The organism is Asticcacaulis sp. (assembly GCF_027484505.1).
Taxonomy (GTDB): domain Bacteria; phylum Pseudomonadota; class Alphaproteobacteria; order Caulobacterales; family Caulobacteraceae; genus Asticcacaulis.
Window position 1 is genome coordinate 26,970 of the sequence record NZ_JAIXSV010000125.1, and the last position, 18,637, is coordinate 45,606.

Genomic DNA, 18,637 nt, shown 5'->3' on the forward strand with positions numbered 1-18,637 from the left:
GAGCCGTATGGTTTATAGATTGCCAGACCCGGCCGCAGCGCCGCTTTGTTGAAAAGATTAAAACGAACGACATGACCTCCGTTGCCTTCCGCCGTTCCGCGCTGCTGCTTTGCACCTGCCTCACCCTGTCGGGCCTTCCGGCCGTGGCACAGACGACCGCCCAACCGTCAGCGCAGGCGCGCCCGCTGGGCGAAGGGGTCGTGGCGCTGGTCAATGACAAGTTGATCTCGTCCTACGATCTCAAGCAGCGTATGCTGTTGCTGATCATCACCTCGGGTGTGCAGGTCACGCAGCAGAACTACGCGGCTTTCCAGCAGCAGGCCCTGCGCGCTCTGATCGATGAGCATCTGCAACTGGCCGAGGCCGACCATTTCAAGCTGACCGTCTCCGATGAGGAAATCGACGAGGAAATCGCCAATATGGCGCAGCAGTCGGGCCTGTCGAAGGATCAGCTTCTGGCCGAACTGAAGCGCGCCGGGATCGAAGCGCAGACCCTGCGCGATCAGATCAAGGCCGAAATCGCCTGGGGGCAACTGGTCAATGGCCGTTTCCGCCCCAAGGCGCGCGTCGGCAAGGATCAGGTCGATTCCTTTATGACCAAGCTGACCGAGGACAGCCAGAAGCCGCAATATCTGGTGGCCGAAATCCTGATTGATCCGGAAGTCGCCGGCGGCCAGAAAGAGGCCGAAGCCGGGGCGCAGCAGTTGTTTGAGCAGATCGCGCAAGGCGTCGCGCCGTTTCAGTCGGTGGCACGGCAATTTTCCAACGCCCCGTCGGCGGCCAATGGCGGCGACGCGGGATGGCTCGTTTCCGGCACCATCGACCCCAAGGTCGAAACCGTGCTTAAGGGCATGAATCCGGGGCAGATGACGCGTCCCATCGTCACGGACGAAGGCGTCTATATCTACTATCTGCGCGAAAAGAAGGAAGGCAAGACCGACGCCAAGGTCCGCCTGAAACAGGCCGCTGTGCCGCTGACCGGTGGGGATTCGGCGATGCGGGCTCTGGCCAGCTTCCGCGCCAAGTATCCGACCTGTGACGCCCTTAATAACGAAAAAGGCAATGGTCAGGTCAGCGTCGCTGATCTCGGCTTTACAACCCTCAGCGACTTAAAGCCGGAATACGCCTCTGCCCTGCAACCGCTCAAGGTCGGGCAAAGCACCGAGCCGATGAAAAACGCGATGAATATCAATGTGGTCTATGTCTGTGACAAGACCGCCGCCGGTGATGACGTCCCTTCGCGCGAACAGGTCGAACAACGCCTGACGCAGCAAAAGGTCGCCATGCTGGGCCGTCGTTATCTGCGTGACATCCGCGACGGTGCCACCATCGAAAGCCGGTAAGGGCGTTGCGCCCGCCCGTGACGGCACCGCTGGTCCTCAGTCTGGGTGATCCCTGCGGCACCGGACCCGAACTGGTGCATAAGGCGTGGGCGGCCCTAAGGTCAGAGACGAAATACGCTTTCGCGGTTCTGGGCGATGCCGATCTGCTGGCATCTTTGGGGCCGGTTCAGCGTATCAATGACCTGTCCGAAGCCGTAGCGGCCTTTCCCGATGGCCTGCCGGTTCTTGACCGCCCGCTGAGCGCCCCCGCCCTTCCCGGTCAGCCCGATCCGGTTCACGCGCCGCAAATTACCGGCTGGATACGCGAAGGTGTGTGCCTGTGCCTGTCCGGCGCGGCGCGCGGCCTCGTCACCGCCCCTATCGCCAAGTCGGTGCTCTACGCCACCGGGTTTGCCTTTCCCGGCCATACGGAATATCTCGGTAACCTGACCGCTGACGCCCCCTATTCCGGCACGCGCGGCCCGGTGATGATGCTGACCGCGCCCGATGCCGCCAATGACAGCGCCCTGCGTGTCGTACTGGCCACCATCCACATCCCCCTGTCGGAGGTGAAAGCGCACCTGTCGGCGGAGACCGTTCGCACCCTTGCCCACGTCACCCACGAAGCCCTGATCCGCGACTTTGGCGTGGCCAAACCGCGGCTGGTGCTGGCCGGGCTCAATCCTCATGCGGGTGAAGACGGCACCATCGGGCGCGAAGAAGTCGATCTGCTGCGACCGCTGGTGACGGCCCTGCGCAACGAAGGGCTGGACATCTCCGGTCCCCTGCCCGCCGATACGCTTTTCCACGCTGAGGCGCGTCGCACCTATGATGCGGCCCTGTGCCTCTATCACGATCAAGGCTTGATTCCGCTCAAGACGCTGGACTTCTGGGGCGGCGTCAATATAACCCTCGGCCTGCCCATTGTGCGGACGTCTCCGGATCACGGCACCGGTTTTGCTATTGCCGGCAAAGGCGTGGCCCGCCCCGACAGTCTGATCAACGCCATCCGGGCCGCCCACGACATCAGCCTGAACCGAGCCCAAACCCTCTAAATGACCCTGCCCTCCCTCCGCGAAAGCCTCGAAGCCCACGGCCTGATGGCCAAAAAGAGCTTCGGTCAGCACTTCCTGCTCGACCTCAATGTGACGCGCAAGATCGTGCGTCTGGGGCAGGAAGGGGGCAACAGCTTTGACGGTGAGGTGGTGATCGAGGTCGGCCCCGGCCCTGGCGGCCTGACGCGCGCGGCGCTGGAAAGCGAAGCCGCCTATGTGCTGGCGGTCGAAAAGGACGCGCGGTTCATCGACTTGCTGACGGAGTTGGATACGGCCTACCCCGGCCGTTTCGGCGTGGTCGAAGCCGATGCGCTGAAGGTCAATGAGCCCGCTCTGCTGACAGAGCGCGGCCTGCCGCCGCACGCACATCTGGTGTCCAACCTGCCCTATAATGTCGGCACACCCCTGCTGATCAAGTGGCTGACCGGGCCGTGGCAGCCCAAATCCCTGACCCTGATGTTTCAGCTTGAGGTCGCCCTGCGCGTTGTGGCCCCGGTCGGCGACGATGATTATGGCCGTCTGGGGGTCATCTCTCAGGTCCTGTGCGACTGTGAAAAGCTGATGGACCTGCCGGCACGCGCCTTTACGCCGCCGCCCAAGGTCGATAGCGCCGTGGTGCGCCTGATCCCCAAGCCCGAGCGCCCCGATGCGCGCGTCATTCGCAATCTGGAAACCCTCACTGCGGCTGCCTTTGGTCAGCGCCGCAAGATGTTGCGGGCCTCGTTAAAGGCGCTGGGCGGAGAGACCTTGCTGGCCAAGGTTGGGATTGACCCGACCCTGCGCGCTGAAAAAATCAGTCCGGCGGACTTTTTGCGGTTGGCCGAAGCGCTTTAAGGTCTTGGGGCCAGTTGGCCCCAAACCCCATAAAGGCCCGCACCCACTCCGACAGTGCCTTTTGCTCCCAGTTACGGGTGAAGGGCCCGTGGCCCTTCGGCCTTCAAAACCGTTTCCACAGGCCGACCGTGAGGGCGCTGGATTTCGGCACATTCTCGCCGCTGACCGTCTGACGCAGGCCAAACTGCACGCCCAGGGTCTGTTTGGCATCGAAAAAGCGCACGGCGCTGGTTTCCACGTGCGTCCATTTGGCTTCAAAACCGTTCAGGCGATCCGTCTTGCCCGCAAACACCTGAGCCATAACGATCCATTTGGGCGAAGGCCGCGCCCCGACGGTCAGATCCACCCGCCATTGATCGGCGTTTGACCCGCTGCGCGCGCGGCGAGCGACCTGCGCATCGACAAACATCGGCACCTTGCGCGCCTCGAAACTATGGCCGCCATAGAGGCGCACTTCGATATCCGGGTCCTCATCGCCGGGCACCGAGAACTCATCGCGCCGCCCTTTGCCGAAGCCATCCAGCGATACACTGGCGCTCAGCGCACTGTTATCCGAGCGATAGAGCGGGGTTTTCAGCCCGATTTCGATGGAACCCAAACCTGAGAAACTGTCCACAGAGGTTTGAATATCCTGAATATTCGCCTTGGCAAACACGCTCAGCAGGTCGTGCACGCCGCGTTCGGCAAAGACCGTCACACGCTTCTCTTCCCAGTGCGGCAGATCGATCGCCGCCGTGCCGGAGGCGTCGAAGCCCTTGCTGGTGCTGACCACCTCCGCCTTGACGATGACTTCGCTCGCGCCGGTGTCCGGCCCCCAAGCTGAGGCGCAGACGGACGCCGGCCACAGGGCCAGCATCAATGCCAAAATCCACCGCCCCCACCTGCTCAAAACCGTCCCCCTCAGCAATCCCAACCGGGATAATGACGCTCCAGCCGCCGCATCAGCCCCGGCCACAACAGACCGGAGACAAAACCCACCCCGGCCCCTAACGGTGCCACCTTGTCCTGAACGTCCTGTGGCGCTTCCAGCACCCCGTGGCGTCCGGCCGACAGGGCGGCAATCTGCTGCCGACAGGCCTGCTCCAGAAAATAGATCAGGGTAAAGGCCTCGGCCGCTGAGGCACCATAGGCCAGCGCCCCGTGATTACGCAACAGCATGATCTTCTTTGGCCCCAGATCGGCGACGATACGCTGCCTTTCATCGTGATCGAGCGCCACCCCCTCATAGGCGTGATAGGCCAGGTGCGGCCCCAGCAACAGGGCGTTTTGCGTCAGGGGCAGCAGGCCCTCCTTTTGCGCCGATACGCCGGTCATGGCGTCCGTATGCAGGTGGATGACCACATGCGCATCCGGGCACGCCGCGTGCAGGGCGCTATGGATGGTGAACCCCGCCGGATTGACAAAGGCATCCGTCGCGCCCACGATCTGCCCGTCCAGATCGACCTTGACCAGAGCCGAAGCCGTCATTTCCTCAAAAAAGGTGCCGTAGGGATTGATGAGAAAATGATCGACCGATGACACCACCGGCCCATCCGTCCCGACCACAAGCGAGTCCTTTGCCGGAACGCGGGCCGAAATATGGGTAAAGATGGTGTCGTCCCAACCAAATATGGCCACCAGACGATAAAGCGCCGCCAGATCTTTACGGATGGCCCATTCGGCGGAGCTAATCAGCGGATGAACCGAGGCGGTTTCAGTGGTCATGAGGTCGTCTCCCTGTATCGTTTTGCCGATGACAGGGGATTGACGTACCGTAAGTCAAGCGGATTGCATGGCTTGCCGGGTTATCTACGCAATATCAGACCCTTGTAACGATCAGCTTACCTTCGCTGACGCCGAGAATGCGCACCTTTTCGGTCAAACCGATGGGGGCATCCTCCCGTTCACTCTGAGCTGGCCATTCGACGCCATCGAAGATGACACGACCATTGACGCGCTGACCTTCGAGGTCATCGAAGGCGTGAATCACCGTCGCCTCCTGCCCGATCAGGCGGTGATGCGGGTCGTTGATGTCGGCCCCTTCCGCGGCGGGTGGTTTCAGAAACCGCCGCGACAGAAGCGTCATGATCAGGGTCAGGACGCAGAAAATAACGATCTGCACCAGAAGGTTGGCCGGTGCCCCGGTCAGTGTGATCACGGCGACGATCACAGCCGCTGCGGCGGGCCACAAAAGCCACTGCGTACCGATGACGATTTCGAGCGCCAGCAGCGACCCGCCAATAATCAGCCATGCCCAGAAAAGCTGCCGCCCCTGCGACTCCGCCAGCAAAAACTCCAGCATACTCCCCTCCGTTACTTGCTCCGCGTGGCCGGAGCCTGATCCGTGACGGTCTTCAGCAGTTCGGCCACACCCGCGACGGACCCCGACAGCGAGGCCAGATCGGCCGGCAGGATCAGGGTCTTGGTATTGGGCGAATTGGCGAAGCCGGCAAAGGCCTCTACGTATTTTTGCGCCACGAAGTAGTTGATGGCCTTGGTATCGCCCGACGCGATGGCGTCCGACACCATCTGGGTCGCCTTGGCTTCGGCCTCGGCGGCGCGTTCGCGCGCTTCGGCGTCGCGGAAGGCGGCTTCCTTGCGCCCTTCGGCCTCAAGCACGGCGGCCTGCTTGGCCCCTTCGGCGCGGGCAATGGCGGCCTGACGCTCACCATCGGCTTCGATGATCAGGGCGCGGCGTTCGCGCTCGGCCTTCATCTGACGCGCCATGGCGTCAGTAATATCGTGCGGCGGACGCAGGTCCTTGATCTCGATGCGCGTCACCTTGATGCCCCAGGGCGATGTCGCATGATCAATGACGGTCAGCAGGCGTGTATTGATCGAATCGCGCTGCGACAGCACTTCGTCCAGCTCCATCGAACCGACCACTGTGCGCAGGTTGGTCATGGCCAGCTGCGTGATGGCATTGTTGAGGTTATCGACGCGATAGGCGGCGGCGGCGGCGTCCATCACCTGCGTGAAGACGATCCCGTCCACCTTGACGATGGCATTGTCCTTGGTGATCACGTCCTGCTGCGGCACGTCAAACACCTGCTCCATCATATTGACCTTCTTGCCAACCACTTCGATGAACGGCGTCAGGAAGGAGATGCCAGGCTTGAGCGTGCGGGTATAGCGGCCAAAGCGTTCAACCGTAAATTCGCGGCCCTGCGGTACGATCTTGATGACCGAAAACAGGATGAAAAAAGTCACGACGATCAGAACGCCGGCAAAGATACTGAACATGGAGACGCCCCTCAGTGGTTAGAGCGCAAGCCGATAAAGTGGATACCACTTTTCGGAATAATTGCGCGACCAAACAAAATCTTAGAGCCATTCGTTGTCTCAACTGAGCTAACGCATGGCTCTAGGTGCACAGTGTAGCGCAACCGGGAGGAATAGCTACGAAAACCGGAGGTTACGCCGCCGATTTTCGTAGCGCAAAAAAGGGTAAGCCTTAGCCGCGCAAACCGCGCGAACGCGTCACCACATCCTTCAGATCGTCCTCAATCAGCAGACGCAACGCTTCCTCATAGGCCACAAACCGCGCTTCGTCGGCATCGTCCGCCGCCACCGGTTGGCCCGCCGTCCATTCGGCCACATAGTCGATCAGCACCAGATGAAAACCATCCGGATGGGCCTCGCTGCCCGGTTCGATGATCTCATAGACGTCGATCAGCGGCCCCAGTCGCGCCTCAACCCCCGTCTCTTCGCGCAGCTCACGCAAGGCCGTATCTCTAAGCGGCTCGAAGCGCTCGACCTTGCCACCGGGGATCGACCACTGGCCTTTGCGCGGTTCGCGCCCGCGACGAATTAGCAGAACTTCATCGTCGCGCCAGCAAACAACGCCTACTGCCGGGACCGGACGCTCGATTTTGGCTTGCACTTGGCGATTCTCCCGCTAAACCGCCGTGATATATAACACACCTGTTTGCCGGGATACGCCGCATGACCGCCACCGCCGATTTCGCCCAATGCCCACCCGTCGCGCCCGAAGTGATCGCTGAGATCAAGGCCGTGGTCGGTGACGCCGGCTGGTCTGATGACGCGTTGCGCGTGACGGCCAAGCTGACCGAATGGCGCGGCAAGTGGAAAGGCCACACGCCGCTGCTGGTACTGCCCAGGACCACCGAAGAATTGTCGCAGGTCGTCAAAATCTGCAACGCACACGGCGTGGCCATCACCCCGCAGGGCGGCAATACAGGGCTGGTCGGCGGTCAGATTCCGTTCGGCGAAATCCTTGTCTCGCTGGAACGCATGCGCGCCATCCGCGACGTCGCCCCCACCGATGACACCATGGTGCTGGAAGCCGGGATCACGCTCCTTGAGGCGCAGGAGATTGCCGAAAAAGCCAATCGCTTCTTCCCCCTGTCGCTGGCGGCTGAGGGCACGGCCACCGTCGGCGGCGTGATCAGCACAAATGCCGGCGGCACCGCGGTGCTGCGTTACGGCGTGACGCGCGATCTGGTCTCCGGCCTTGAGGTGGTTTTGCCCAATGGGGAGATTTTCAATGGCCTGAAGCGCCTGCGCAAAGACAATACCGGCTACGACCTCAAGCAGATGTTTATTGGCGCCGAAGGCACGCTGGGCATCATCACCGCCGCTTCGCTCAAGCTGTTCCCGGTGATGAATTCGCGCTGCGTGGCGATTGTCGGCTTTGAGACGGCGCAGAAGGCCATCGACCTGCTGGGCCGCGCCAAGCAGGAAACCGGCGGTCAGGTCGAAGCCTTTGAACTGATGGGCCGCTATGGCCTGTCGCTGGTGCTGAAAAACATCCCCGACACGCGCGAACCGCTGGAAGGGGAATATCCCTGGTATGCCCTGATCGAGGTGGCTTCCGGCGATCCTGAGGGTGCAGAAGGGTCGATGGAGCGCCTGCTGACCGCCGCGTTCGAAGAAGAGCTGATCGTTGATGCGGCCATAGCGCAGAACGAAACGCAGGCTGCGGCCTTCTGGCGTCTGCGCGAAGAACACTCCGCCGCCGAAAAGGTCGAGGGCGCGGCGTGGAAGCATGATGTCTCCGTGCCTTTGTCACAGATGGCCGACTATATCGAAAAGGGCGCGGCGGCGGTCGAAGCCTTCCTGCCCGGCGCGCGTCTGGTCACCTTTGGCCACGTGGGCGATGGCAATGTCCACTTCAACGTTATCGTCCCCGAAGGCATGGATGCCGCCGAATTCAACGCCCTGCGCGATCAGGGGGCCAAGGTGGTGCACGATCTGGTGCATCAGTACGAAGGCTCGATCTCGGCCGAACACGGTCTGGGGCGCATGAAGACGCAAGAGGCGCTACAGTACAAAGACCCCACAGCGGTCGAAGCCATGCGCGCCATCCGCCTCGCTTTAGACCCGAAGCGCATCATGAACCCGCACGTCCTGTTCTAAGACGGATACGCGCTTCGGTTTTGGGTTGCGCTAACGCTTCGCTCCTTGAGCGCGAGTGCATCATGAACCCGCACGTCCTGTTCTAAGGCGGATACGCGCTTCGGTTTTGGGTTGCGCTAACGCTTCGCTCCTTGAGCGCGAGCGCATCATGAACCTGCACGTTCTGTTCTAAGGCGGAACCAAATCCGGCTCAGCCGACCTTTGTCGGGTCCAGAGCGGCCTTGGCCTCTTCGTTGCGCGCCTGAATGCGGTGCTTGGCCATGCGCGCCACAGCCGTCATAAGTTCGGGAATGACGAACGGCTTGGGCAAAAGCTCGTCGGCACCGGCATCCTTGGCCGCCGCCAGCACGTGCATAGCGCCGATCTTGTCATTGATGCCTTCGGACATGGCCAGGGTGCGGATGTGCGGATAGTCCTTGCGTAACTGCATGATGCCCTCGACCCCGCCCATGCCGGGGATAAGCACCGCCGTGATCACCGCATCGACCAGCCCCAGATTGTGGTCAAACAGCACGTCTTCCATCGTGTTGGCGACACTGACCCTGTAGCCCACCTGTTGCAGGGTCATGCCGATAAAGGTGCGCAGTTGCACGTCCGGATCAACAACCAGCACATGGAAGTCCGTCTGCCGAGCCCGGTGAAACTTGAGCGTCTCGCCCAGCAGTATTTTCAGTTCAGACGGATCGACGGGCTTGGGCAGCATGAAATCCGCGCCGGCTTGCAAGGCTTGTTCGCGGACCTTTTGGGTCGCGCCCGCCCCCTTCCAGACAAAGGACATCAGGGCAATCGGCGTATCCTGCATCAGGCTTTTGAGGCTGCCGACCTTTTTCAACATGTCCACGCCATCGACATAGCCGTCCATCACCAGCAGTTGAAAGCGGTTATGCTGTAGTGTGCGTGTCGCCATGACCTCATTGAAACACAGCACAGACGTCCAGTTCTGCCGGCTCAGTTGACGCGCCATCTCACGCGCCTGATCCCGGTCGGAATCGAGCACAAGCACGCTGCCGTAAGTTGCGGAAGGCCCTCTTTCCGCGTTCATCTTTGCCCTTTAGCTCACAGTGAGGTACGCAACGCCTAAAATAAACACAGAACAGGGAGCGAAATTTGCAGTTAAATTCCTTAAAAATTTAAAAATATAACATATTACCCAATGAAAGCCGCCGCAAAACTCGCCAAAAACGCGTATTTTTATTTTATACTTATCAAATCTTTATTTGAGAAATACCCAAACGGACAATCCCCAAAGGTTCCCTCGATATGACCACCGCAGAACTGCGCCCGTCGCTGCCCGCAAAGCCCTTTGCAGCGCCGGGATTCGCCGTTAAACAGGCGGCATGATCCTGCTGCTGTCCCCTGCCAAATCCTTAGACGAAACGCCGGTTTCGCCGCCTCTGTCCGCCAGCGAGCCGCGCTTTACGCGTGAGACCCAGAGCCTGCTCAAGGTGATGAAGGGCAAAAAGCCCGCTGACCTTCAGCGGCTGATGGATATTTCGGCCAAACTGGGGGAACTGAACCATCAGCGCTACAAAGCGTTTGCCGATCAGCCCGCCCTGCCCGCCGCCCTGATGTTCGACGGCGATGTCTATACGGGTCTAAAGGCGCGTGACCTCGATGCCGAGGGGCTGACCTTTGCGCAGGACCATGTGCGGATATTGTCGGGGCTTTATGGTCTGCTGCGACCGCTCGACCTGATCCGGCCCTACAGGCTGGAAATGGGCACCGGTCTGGAAACGACCAAGGGTAGCACCCTCTACGCCTTCTGGGGCGACCGCATCGCCAGGGAAATCGTGGCGGATGCCAAAGCCGCCGGCAGTGACACGGTGCTAAATCTGGCCAGTCAGGAATATGCCCGCGCCGCCCTGACCAAGGCGTTGAAACTGAAGGTCATTGAGGTGAAGTTCCTGGAGATCAAGGGCGACAAGACCTCGATGATTTCCTTCTTTGCCAAGAAGGCGCGCGGCCTGATGGCGCGCTACGTCATCGACCACCGGATCACCGATCCCCAAGCGGCAAAGGCCTTCGACTCCGAAGGCTATCGCTTCGTGCCGGAACAGTCGTCAGAGACGGTGTGGACCTTTTCGCGGAAGCACACCGACGTCTAACCCACAAACCCCGCGGCGCGTTTCAGGCGGTCATTGATCGCCTCCCCCAAACCGTCCGACGGGATCGGTGCCACGCAGATACGGGCGGGCTTATGGGCATCGGCTTCGCGCAGGTAAGCGAACAGGTTAGCGGCGGCCTCCGACAGGTTGCCCGTCAGGCTGAGGTTGAGGATTATCCCCGCGAAATTCACAGCCTTATCCACCGTCCCGAAGGCCAGATACACACAGTCGCCGGGCGGGTTTTGCACATTTATATCCACAGGCGCGTCCGGCGCATAATGCAGGCTGAGACGGCCCGGTGAGCGGTGCCCTTCGGTGGCATCATCGGCCAGCGGCCCGACCACGGCCTCGACATCTGACCGCGTCACGGCACCTGGGCGCAGGTAACGCACCTCCCCCAGAAGGCTGACCACCGAGGATTCCAGTCCGACCTGACAATCACCGCCATCGACCGACGCCCCGACAAAGCCCCCGGTTTCGCTCAGCGCATCGGCAAAGCGCGTCGGGCTGGGGCGGCCCGATCGGTTGGCCGAAGGGGCCACCACACCGCCCGCAAAGCCTTCGAGAATGGCGCGCGCCAGCGGATGCGACGGCACGCGGATCGCCACGCTGTCGAGCCCGGCGCGCGCCAGATCACAGACCTTTTGCGTGTCGCGCACCGGCACCACCAGCGTCAGGGGCCCCGGCCAGAAGGCCTGAGCCAGAGCCCGCGCGCGATCGTCAAACACGCCAATAGCTTCGGCCGCCTCCAGCGACGCCACGTGCACGATCAGCGGATTAAACCTTGGACGGCCCTTGGCTTCGAACACCTTCGCCACCGCCGTGGGATCATCGGCACGCGCCCCCAGCCCATAGACCGTCTCGGTCGGCAGGTGGATCAGTTCCCCGCGTCCCAGCGCGGCAATGGCATCAGTAACCGTTGACATAACTACATCTCTCCTCCCTGTGCCGCAGGCATGGGGAGGTGGCGGCGAGCGCAGCGAGGCCGATGGAGGGGGATGACTCGATAGCCGACCAAGGCCCGAAACCCTTGAAACAGAAGCGCTATCCCCGTCCACCCTCTGCGCTGCGCCTGAGGGTCCCCCTCCCCATCGCTACGCGGAAGGGAGGAGAAAAGGATGGCGCGCCATATCACACCATGGCGCGCGCGTAAGCCCTATTTCGTCGTGGCCGTGACCTTGAGATCCAACGACACCGCATTGGGCACGGCATCCGTGGCCGTCCATTCGCCGGAGCCCACCCCATAGTCCAGGCGATTGAGCTTGGCCGTGGCGGTCATCACCGCCTGTTTGCCGTTGATTTTCAGCGTAAACGGCAGGTCTAAGGGTTTGGTCTGGCCGTGCAGGGTCAGGCGGCCCTTGGCGAGATACTTATCCGGCCCCGTCTGGCTAAAGGTCGTCGCCTTGAAGGTCGCCTTGGGGGTAGCGGCCGTGTTGAAGAAGCTGTCGCTTTTCAGCGTGTCGTCGCGGGTCTGGTCGCCGCTGTTGACCGAGGCCAGATCAATCACCACGGTCGCCTTCGACTGATCAAGGCGTTGCGGATCGAAGGTGATATCTGCCGTATAGCTGCCGAAACCGCCCTTGATGGCCTCACCGTTAAAGGTGGTGGCGAAGTGGATATAGGAGGCCGCCTTGCTGACCGTCCACACGGGCACCGCTGTGGACGCCTCTGTGGATGACGAGGCCGATTCTGTGGATGAGGCCGCTTCGCTGGTCACGGGTTCGGCTGAGGCCACTGTTTCCACCACTTCCGGCGCAGCGACGGGGGCCGGTTCCGGCACACTGGCCCCGCGCATCATAAAGGTGGCCAGCACAAACGCGCCCACCACCGCTACCGCCGGCACCAGCCAGCGCAGGTTCAGCGCGCTTTGCAGGAGGGTCGGCTTCGGCTCCAGCCCCGGCAACATGCGCGTCACCGTATCGTCCTTGTGGATGAAATGGTGCATCAGCGCCGCGCCGACATGCAGCGGGATCAGGACGTAGAAGATCAGCTTGGCAAACAGCCCATGCAGCGCCTCAAACACCTCATGCGTGTCGTGGCCCAGCGGCAGGTGCGGGATCGGCACGACGCCGAACCACAGGGTCGGCACCGGCACCTTGGCCGTTGACACCAGCGCCCAGCCGCTCAGGGGCAGGCCGATCATCAGCACGTAGAAGCCGATATGCACGGCCTTTGCCGCCGCCATCTGCCATTTGGGCCCCTCGATCTCCGGCGGGGCCTTATAGGCCACACGCAGGCCGATCCGCACAAAGGTGAGCAGGAGGATCAGAAAGCCCACGGACTTGTGCATCTGATAGCGCGAGAACAGACCACCGTCCTTGTCCTCCAGCGTCCAGCCCAGAAAGACCATGTAGAAAATCAGGGCGGCCATGGCCCAGTGCAGATAGCGCGAGGCGCGGTGATAGGTGGCGGGCGTCATGGGACGACTCCTCAAATGTGCGTTGCTGAACACTATGCCGATGCGGCATGCAAAATCAACGGCTATATGTAACCACCAAAATTACATATCAAGACCTGCCCTGTTTTCATGCGGCTTTTGTCTTATGCCGTAAGGGAAGTTCACGGAACTGTGAATTTCCCTGCCGCCACGTCATGCGTCATCAGGAAATCAGTAGAATAAAAGCTGAGGAAATCCCATGACCTACCGTGCCCCGCTCGCGGATCTCAAGTTCAGCCTGACGGCGGTAACGGGCATTGAGCGCCTGTACCAGAGTTCCGCCTATCCCGATTTCGACGGTGATCTGCTCGACGCGATTCTCGACGCCGCCGGGCAGTTGTCGGAAGAGGTGCTGGCGCCGCTCAACCGCGTCGGCGATACGCATGGCGCCAAGCTCGAAAACGATAAGGTCACCGTCGCGCCCGGTTTTGCGGAGGCCGTGTCCGCCTTTGCCGAAGGCGGCTGGGCCGGTCTGGGGGCCCCGGCCGAACACGGCGGGCAGGCCATGCCTAAGGCGCTGGAAATGGCGGCCTATGAAATGTTCCACGCCGCCAATATGGCCTTTGCGCTGTATCCCACCCTCTCACAGGCCGCCATTGAGGCTTTGCACCACCACGGCACCGAGCGTCAGAAGGCGCTCTATCTGCCGTATCTGACCAGCGGAGAATGGTCGGGCACGATGAACCTGACCGAACCGCAGGCCGGCTCCGATCTGGCGCTTCTCACCAGTCAGGCCGTGCCGGACGGCGATACCTACCGCCTGACCGGGCAGAAGATCTACATCACCTGGGGTGATCACGAGACGCGCGACAATATCCTGCATCTGGTGCTGGCGCGACTTCCCGGTGCACCTGAAGGGACGCGCGGTATCTCTCTGTTTTTATGCCCGAAATACCTCGTCAATGACGACGGGTCGCTGGGCGAGCGCAATGCTCTGCGCGCCGTTGGGTTGGAACACAAGCTGGGCATCCATGCCTCGCCCACCTGCGTCATGGCCTTTGAAGGCGCGAAGGCCGAGCTGGTCGGGCAGCCGCATCAGGGGCTGATGGCCATGTTCACCATGATGAATGCCGCGCGTCTCGCCGTCGGCGTGCAGGGCGTGGGCATTGCCGAACGCGCTTACCAACTGGCGCTGGCCTATGCGCACGACCGCCGTCAGGGCAATTCGGTCCTGACCGGCGAAAAGAAGGCCCCGATCTTCGATCACCCCGATGTGCGCCTGATGCTGGCCCTGTCGAAGGCCAGGATCGAAGCGGCGCGCGGTATCTGCCTGCTGACGGCCATGGCCGCCGACGATTATCGCCTGAACGCCGACGCCCGCGTAAAGCGCCGTGAGGACTTTCTGGTCCCCGTCGCCAAGGCCTGGGCGACCGATATCGGCGTCGAAGTGGCCTCGGCCGGGGTGCAGGTGCACGGTGGCATGGGCTTTATCGAAGAGACCGGCGCGGCCCAGCATTACCGCGACGCGCGCATTGCCCCCATCTACGAAGGGACCAATGGCATTCAGGCCGGCGACCTTGTGGGCCGCAAGCTGGGCGACGATGCGGCCTCGGCAATGGAGCTTAAAGCGGATATCCAATCCTATATTCAAAACAACAATTTAAGCGACGATCTTAAGGCATCCGTCGCACAACTTGACACCGCTCTGACGGCCTTTGAGGCCGCCAGTCTGTGGCTGGTGGGGCAGAAGAAAGCCCGCCCCGCAGACGTTCAGGCCGGGGCCACGGCCTATCTGAAACTGACCGGCGACGTGGTCGGCGGCTATGTCCTGCTGCGCGGCGCGGTCGAAGCGACGGCGCGCCTCAAAGCCAATGACGGCGATCCGGCGTGGCTGAGGGCCAAGGTCGAACTGTGGAAGCTCTATGCCGCGCACATCCTGTCGCACGCGCAGGCGCTGCACACCGCCATTACCGCCGGGGCGGCCTCGCTGGAGGCCCTGTCCGAGGGTCTCTGAGGCTCAGGGCTTGCTCTTGGTCTGCCCCGCTGCCGCCGCGCCGGCGGCTTCTCTGGGGGAGAGTTTTTTCGGCGCAATCACCACCGGTGGCGGCGCGGCCGATGAGGTCACGCCGACCTTAACGCCGGGGGCCTGTCCCCGCGCGACGAACAACTGCTCGATGGTCTGGCGCACAAAGACCGCATGGGTGACAAGGCCCAGTTCAAGACGCTGCGCATTGACCTCAACCTGTTTGGTCAGGATGCCGGAGACCAGAGTCGCCCTGGGCGCATCGGCCCCCGGCGCGCGCTCGGTGTGTTCGGTCATAAACACAGGGCCGCCGGAATTTCCCGGAATGGCCGTCAGGTCGATCAGGAAGGTCGGGAAGCTCGATACCGGCCCCACCGGATAGGAGGCCAGCCGACCCGCGCGCAGGATGGGAAAACCGATCGTATTGGCCGAATAGCCGTGCGGATAGCCGAGCGTCATCATCTCGTCGCCGGGCGAGACGTGCCACTGATCGAAGGAGCGCTCATCGGCCAGCCAGCTCAAAGGGATGGCCTTGTCCTTATAGGACGGCGGCACCTGAACGGCGATGACGGCAATGTCCTGCTTGGGGTTTTGCGTCCACAAAGGCCCGGCATTGGTGCGGATGGGGATGCGGGTCGGGCTATATTGCCAGGTGCCGTTGGCGGCCTTGACGCGCCAGCCGATACGCACCTCGTTCTGGGGCATACGCTCAAAGACGTGGGCGGCGGTGACCAGCACCACTTCGGGGGCGGCCCCTTCGCGCGGAACGGACACAAGGAAACCCGTGCCGACCATGCGCTTCTGATCATTGACCGGCTGGTCAATCTGAACGGTGGCTTCGATCAGGTCGAGGGTCAGGTCAGCATCCATATCCTATGTCTTACCCCCCAAATGGGCCAAAACCATGCCCAAACCACCGCCACAAATAAACAAGGCGTAAGTTGACGTCCGGCAGTGGATCGTATCAACCTGTTGCCCATTCATCCTTGCGTCCCGAACGCAATTTGTCAAAGGTGCTCCCATGAAAAACCCGCCGGTTCGTGGCCTCAATCGCCGAAATTTCCTGAATTATAGCGCCGGTGCCACCGTCGCCCTGAGTGCCGGTGCGCTGGGTGCCCCTTCCTCCGTCTTCGCCGCAGAGAGTCTGATGTCCCAAACCCCCGCCCCCAAGCCCCTGAAGAAGCCGCACACGATCGAGCAACTGGGCTTCAAGCGCACCGACGACTATTTCTGGATGAAGGACGACAACTGGCAGGCCGTGCTGCGTGATCCTGCCGCCATCAAGGCCGACGTCAAGGCGCAACTGATCGAGGAGAACGCCTATACCAAGGCCCTGCTCAAGCCGACCGAGGCGCTTCAGACGACCATTTTCGAAGAAATCAAGGGCCGCATCAAGGAAGACGATTCGTCGGTGCCCGCGCCTGACGGCGCGTGGGAATATTATGTCCGCTACAATATCGGCGGTCAGCACCCGATTAATGCCCGCAAGCCGCGCAGCAAGGACAAGATCAGCAGCGAAACCGTGCCCTTCGCCAAAATCCCAGCCGATGAGCAAATCCTGCTGGACGAAGACGCCGCCGCCAAGGGCCACGAATACTACGCCACGGCCACCACGACCCACAGCCCGGATCACAAACTCTATGCCTGGGCCGAGGATACCCAAGGCTCGGAAGTCTATAAGATCTACGTCAAGGACCTCGCCACAGGGCAATTGCTGGGCAAGCCGGTCGAAAGCGCCACGGGTGACTTCGTCTTCACGCCGGATTCGCAACATATCTTCTGGACCTTCCGCGACGATAATGGTCGCCCGTCCAAGCTCTACCGTCGCCCGGCCAAGGGCGGTGAGGACGTGCTGGTCTATGAGGAAACCGATCCGGGTTTCTTCATGGGGGTCGGCCTGACCTCGGATGAGCAGTTCATCCTGATCAGCATCAATGATCACGAAACCTCAGAGGCGCGCCTGATCCCGGCCAAGACCCCGACCATTGCCCCCGTGGTGGTCGAAGCGCGTCACACGGGCGTGCAATACAGCGTTGATCACTGGGACGATCGTTTTGTTATCCTGACCAATGCCGACGGCGCGGTCGATTTCCAGATCATGACCTCAACCGCTGCCGTCCCGGCGCGCTCAACATGGAAGCCGTGGATTGCGCACCGTCCGGGCATCTACGTCACCGGTTTTGGCCTGTTCAAGGGCCACATGGTGCGTACCGAGCGCGAAAACGCCAATTCGCGCATCGTCATCACCAAAAAGGCCGACCTCAGCGAGCACGAGATCGCGGTGAAGGAAGAGGCCTATGCGCTGGGCCTGGGCGGCTCTATGGAATACGACACGACGGTGATGCGCTACACCTATACCTCACCGACCACCCCGGCCCAGACCTATGATTACGACATGGCAACCAAGGAACGGGTGCTGCGCAAGACGCAGGTCGTGCCATCGGGCCATAACCCCGCCGACTATGTCGCCAAACGCCTCTACGCCAAGGCGTCTGACGGAGTCGAGGTGCCGGTGACAGTGCTGATGAAAAAGGATACCAAACTGGACGGCTCGGCGCCTCTGCTGCTCTACGGCTACGGCTCCTACGGCATTTCGATGGAGCCGACCTTCTCGGTTTCGACCCTCAGCCTCGTCAATCGCGGCTTTATCTACGCCATTGCGCATATCCGCGGCGGCACGGAAAAGGGTTATAACTGGTTCCTGGACGGCCGAAAGTTCAAGAAAAAGAACACCTTTACCGACTTTATTGCCGCGGCGGAGCATCTGATCGCCAATGGCTATGGTTCAAAGGGTCGCATCGTGGCGCAAGGCGGTTCCGCCGGCGGTATGCTGATGGGGGCCATTGCCAATCTGCGTCCGGACCTGTGGGGCGGCGTGATCGGTCAGGTGCCGTTCGTCGATGTGCTCAACACCATGAGCGACACCTCCCTGCCGCTGACGCCACCGGAATGGCCGGAATGGGGTAACCCGCTGGAGGACAAGGCGGCTTACGAATATATCGCCTCCTATTCGCCCTATGACAATGTGACGGCCAAGGCCTATCCGCCGGTTCTGGCCACGGGCGGCCTGTCCGATCCGCGCGTCACCTACTGGGAGCCTATGAAGTGGGCTTCGAAGCTGCGCGAATATACGACCTCAGGTTCGCCCATCCTGCTCAAAATCAATATGGAGGCCGGGCACGGTGGGGCTTCGGGACGTTTTGATCGCCTGAAGGAAACCGCGCTTAACTACGCCTTCGCTATCTGGGCGCTGGACAAGGGCTGGACCAAACCGGCGTAACTATCGCCCTCCTCCCTGTGTCGCAGGCATGGGGAGGCGATTTTTGAGACCTAAGAATGACCGATATTCGCCCGGCTGAGGCCGCTGATTTTGCCGCCATAGCCGAAATCTATAAGGACGGGGTGCTGAACGGGACCGGCACCTTCGATACCGAGCCGCCGGGTGAGGACGCCATGCGGGCGCGCTGGCAGGAATTGCAGGGCATGAACCTGCCTTATCTGGTGGCCACCGAAGGCGGTAACGTCATCGGCTATGCCTATGCCTCGCCGTTTCGGGCGCGCAT

General features: G+C 61.6%; 16 protein-coding genes and 1 pseudogene. 8 read left to right on the forward strand and 9 right to left on the reverse strand.

Annotated features, from left to right (window positions below; all coding sequences use genetic code 11):
- Window positions 1–71: 71 nt before the first annotated feature.
- From Q0072_RS07760 to rsmA, 3 genes are read left to right on the forward strand one after another with little or no spacing between them, the layout of a single operon-like run.
- Window positions 72–1,343, forward strand: a complete 1,272-nt coding sequence (locus tag Q0072_RS07760) for a peptidylprolyl isomerase (protein WP_298328071.1) — start codon at window positions 72–74, stop codon at window positions 1,341–1,343.
- Between the two features lie 5 nt (window positions 1,344–1,348).
- Window positions 1,349–2,377 carry a 4-hydroxythreonine-4-phosphate dehydrogenase PdxA gene (gene pdxA, locus Q0072_RS07765; RefSeq protein ID WP_298328073.1) on the forward strand — a complete coding sequence of 343 codons (1,029 nt, stop codon included), beginning with the start codon at window positions 1,349–1,351 and terminating at the stop codon, window positions 2,375–2,377.
- Window positions 2,378–3,211 (forward strand): 16S rRNA (adenine(1518)-N(6)/adenine(1519)-N(6))-dimethyltransferase RsmA, encoded by an 834-nt coding sequence (rsmA, locus tag Q0072_RS07770; protein ID WP_298328074.1) that lies wholly within the window; start codon window positions 2,378–2,380, stop codon window positions 3,209–3,211. It begins immediately after the preceding gene.
- 103 nt (window positions 3,212–3,314) lie between these two features.
- Here rsmA and Q0072_RS07775 read toward each other — a convergent pair whose 3' ends face one another.
- The 5 genes from Q0072_RS07775 to Q0072_RS07795 form a co-directional block, all read right to left on the reverse strand.
- A complete protein-coding gene (locus Q0072_RS07775) occupies window positions 3,315–4,076 on the reverse strand; it encodes a hypothetical protein (protein ID WP_298328077.1) in 762 nt (253 codons plus the stop codon).
- 35 nt (window positions 4,077–4,111) lie between these two features.
- On the reverse strand, window positions 4,112–4,915 hold the full coding sequence (locus tag Q0072_RS07780; RefSeq protein ID WP_298328082.1) for a class II aldolase/adducin family protein: 804 nt from the start codon (window positions 4,913–4,915) through the stop codon (window positions 4,112–4,114).
- 94 nt (window positions 4,916–5,009) lie between these two features.
- Window positions 5,010–5,492, reverse strand: coding sequence for an NfeD family protein (locus Q0072_RS07785; RefSeq protein WP_298328085.1), 483 nt, complete (start codon window positions 5,490–5,492; stop codon window positions 5,010–5,012).
- Window positions 5,493–5,503: 11 nt separating this feature from the next.
- Window positions 5,504–6,433, reverse strand: a complete 930-nt coding sequence (locus Q0072_RS07790) for an SPFH domain-containing protein (RefSeq protein WP_298328087.1) — start codon at window positions 6,431–6,433, stop codon at window positions 5,504–5,506.
- A 211-nt stretch (window positions 6,434–6,644) separates the two neighbouring features.
- Entirely contained in the window at window positions 6,645–7,073 is a 429-nt protein-coding gene (locus Q0072_RS07795) for an NUDIX hydrolase (protein WP_298328089.1), read from the reverse strand.
- Between the two features lie 62 nt (window positions 7,074–7,135).
- On the opposite strand from Q0072_RS07795, the gene Q0072_RS07800 reads away from it, so the two are divergent.
- Window positions 7,136–8,569: an FAD-binding oxidoreductase gene (locus Q0072_RS07800; RefSeq protein WP_298328091.1), complete on the forward strand. Its 1,434-nt coding sequence runs from the start codon at window positions 7,136–7,138 to the stop codon at window positions 8,567–8,569.
- A 190-nt stretch (window positions 8,570–8,759) separates the two neighbouring features.
- On the opposite strand, the gene Q0072_RS07805 is transcribed toward Q0072_RS07800, so the two are convergent.
- Window positions 8,760–9,611 (reverse strand): response regulator, encoded by an 852-nt coding sequence (locus tag Q0072_RS07805; RefSeq protein WP_298328092.1) that lies wholly within the window; start codon window positions 9,609–9,611, stop codon window positions 8,760–8,762.
- Between the two features lie 295 nt (window positions 9,612–9,906).
- Between Q0072_RS07805 and yaaA the strand changes: the two genes are divergently transcribed.
- Window positions 9,907–10,674, forward strand: coding sequence for a peroxide stress protein YaaA (gene yaaA / locus Q0072_RS07810; protein WP_298328094.1), 768 nt, complete (start codon window positions 9,907–9,909; stop codon window positions 10,672–10,674).
- On the opposite strand, the gene Q0072_RS07815 is transcribed toward yaaA, so the two are convergent.
- Together Q0072_RS07815 and Q0072_RS07820 are read right to left on the reverse strand one after the other, a co-directional pair.
- On the reverse strand, window positions 10,671–11,600 hold the full coding sequence (locus Q0072_RS07815; RefSeq protein ID WP_298328096.1) for an L-threonylcarbamoyladenylate synthase: 930 nt from the start codon (window positions 11,598–11,600) through the stop codon (window positions 10,671–10,673). The genes yaaA and Q0072_RS07815 overlap by 4 nt on opposite strands.
- Window positions 11,601–11,830: 230 nt before the next feature.
- Entirely contained in the window at window positions 11,831–13,093 is a 1,263-nt protein-coding gene (locus Q0072_RS07820) for a YceI family protein (protein ID WP_298328098.1), read from the reverse strand.
- Window positions 13,094–13,310: 217 nt separating this feature from the next.
- On the opposite strand from Q0072_RS07820, the gene Q0072_RS07825 reads away from it, so the two are divergent.
- Entirely contained in the window at window positions 13,311–15,065 is a 1,755-nt protein-coding gene (locus Q0072_RS07825) for an acyl-CoA dehydrogenase (RefSeq protein ID WP_298328101.1), read from the forward strand.
- 3 nt (window positions 15,066–15,068) lie between these two features.
- Here Q0072_RS07825 and Q0072_RS07830 read toward each other — a convergent pair whose 3' ends face one another.
- Window positions 15,069–15,944, reverse strand: coding sequence for a serine protease (locus Q0072_RS07830; RefSeq protein ID WP_298328104.1), 876 nt, complete (start codon window positions 15,942–15,944; stop codon window positions 15,069–15,071).
- Window positions 15,945–16,221: 277 nt separating this feature from the next.
- On the opposite strand from Q0072_RS07830, the gene Q0072_RS07835 reads away from it, so the two are divergent.
- Window positions 16,222–18,354 (forward strand): S9 family peptidase, encoded by a 2,133-nt coding sequence (locus Q0072_RS07835; RefSeq protein ID WP_298328107.1) that lies wholly within the window; start codon window positions 16,222–16,224, stop codon window positions 18,352–18,354.
- Between the two features lie 56 nt (window positions 18,355–18,410).
- Window positions 18,411–18,637 (forward strand): annotated as a pseudogene (locus Q0072_RS07840) (GNAT family N-acetyltransferase); the annotation flags it as partial.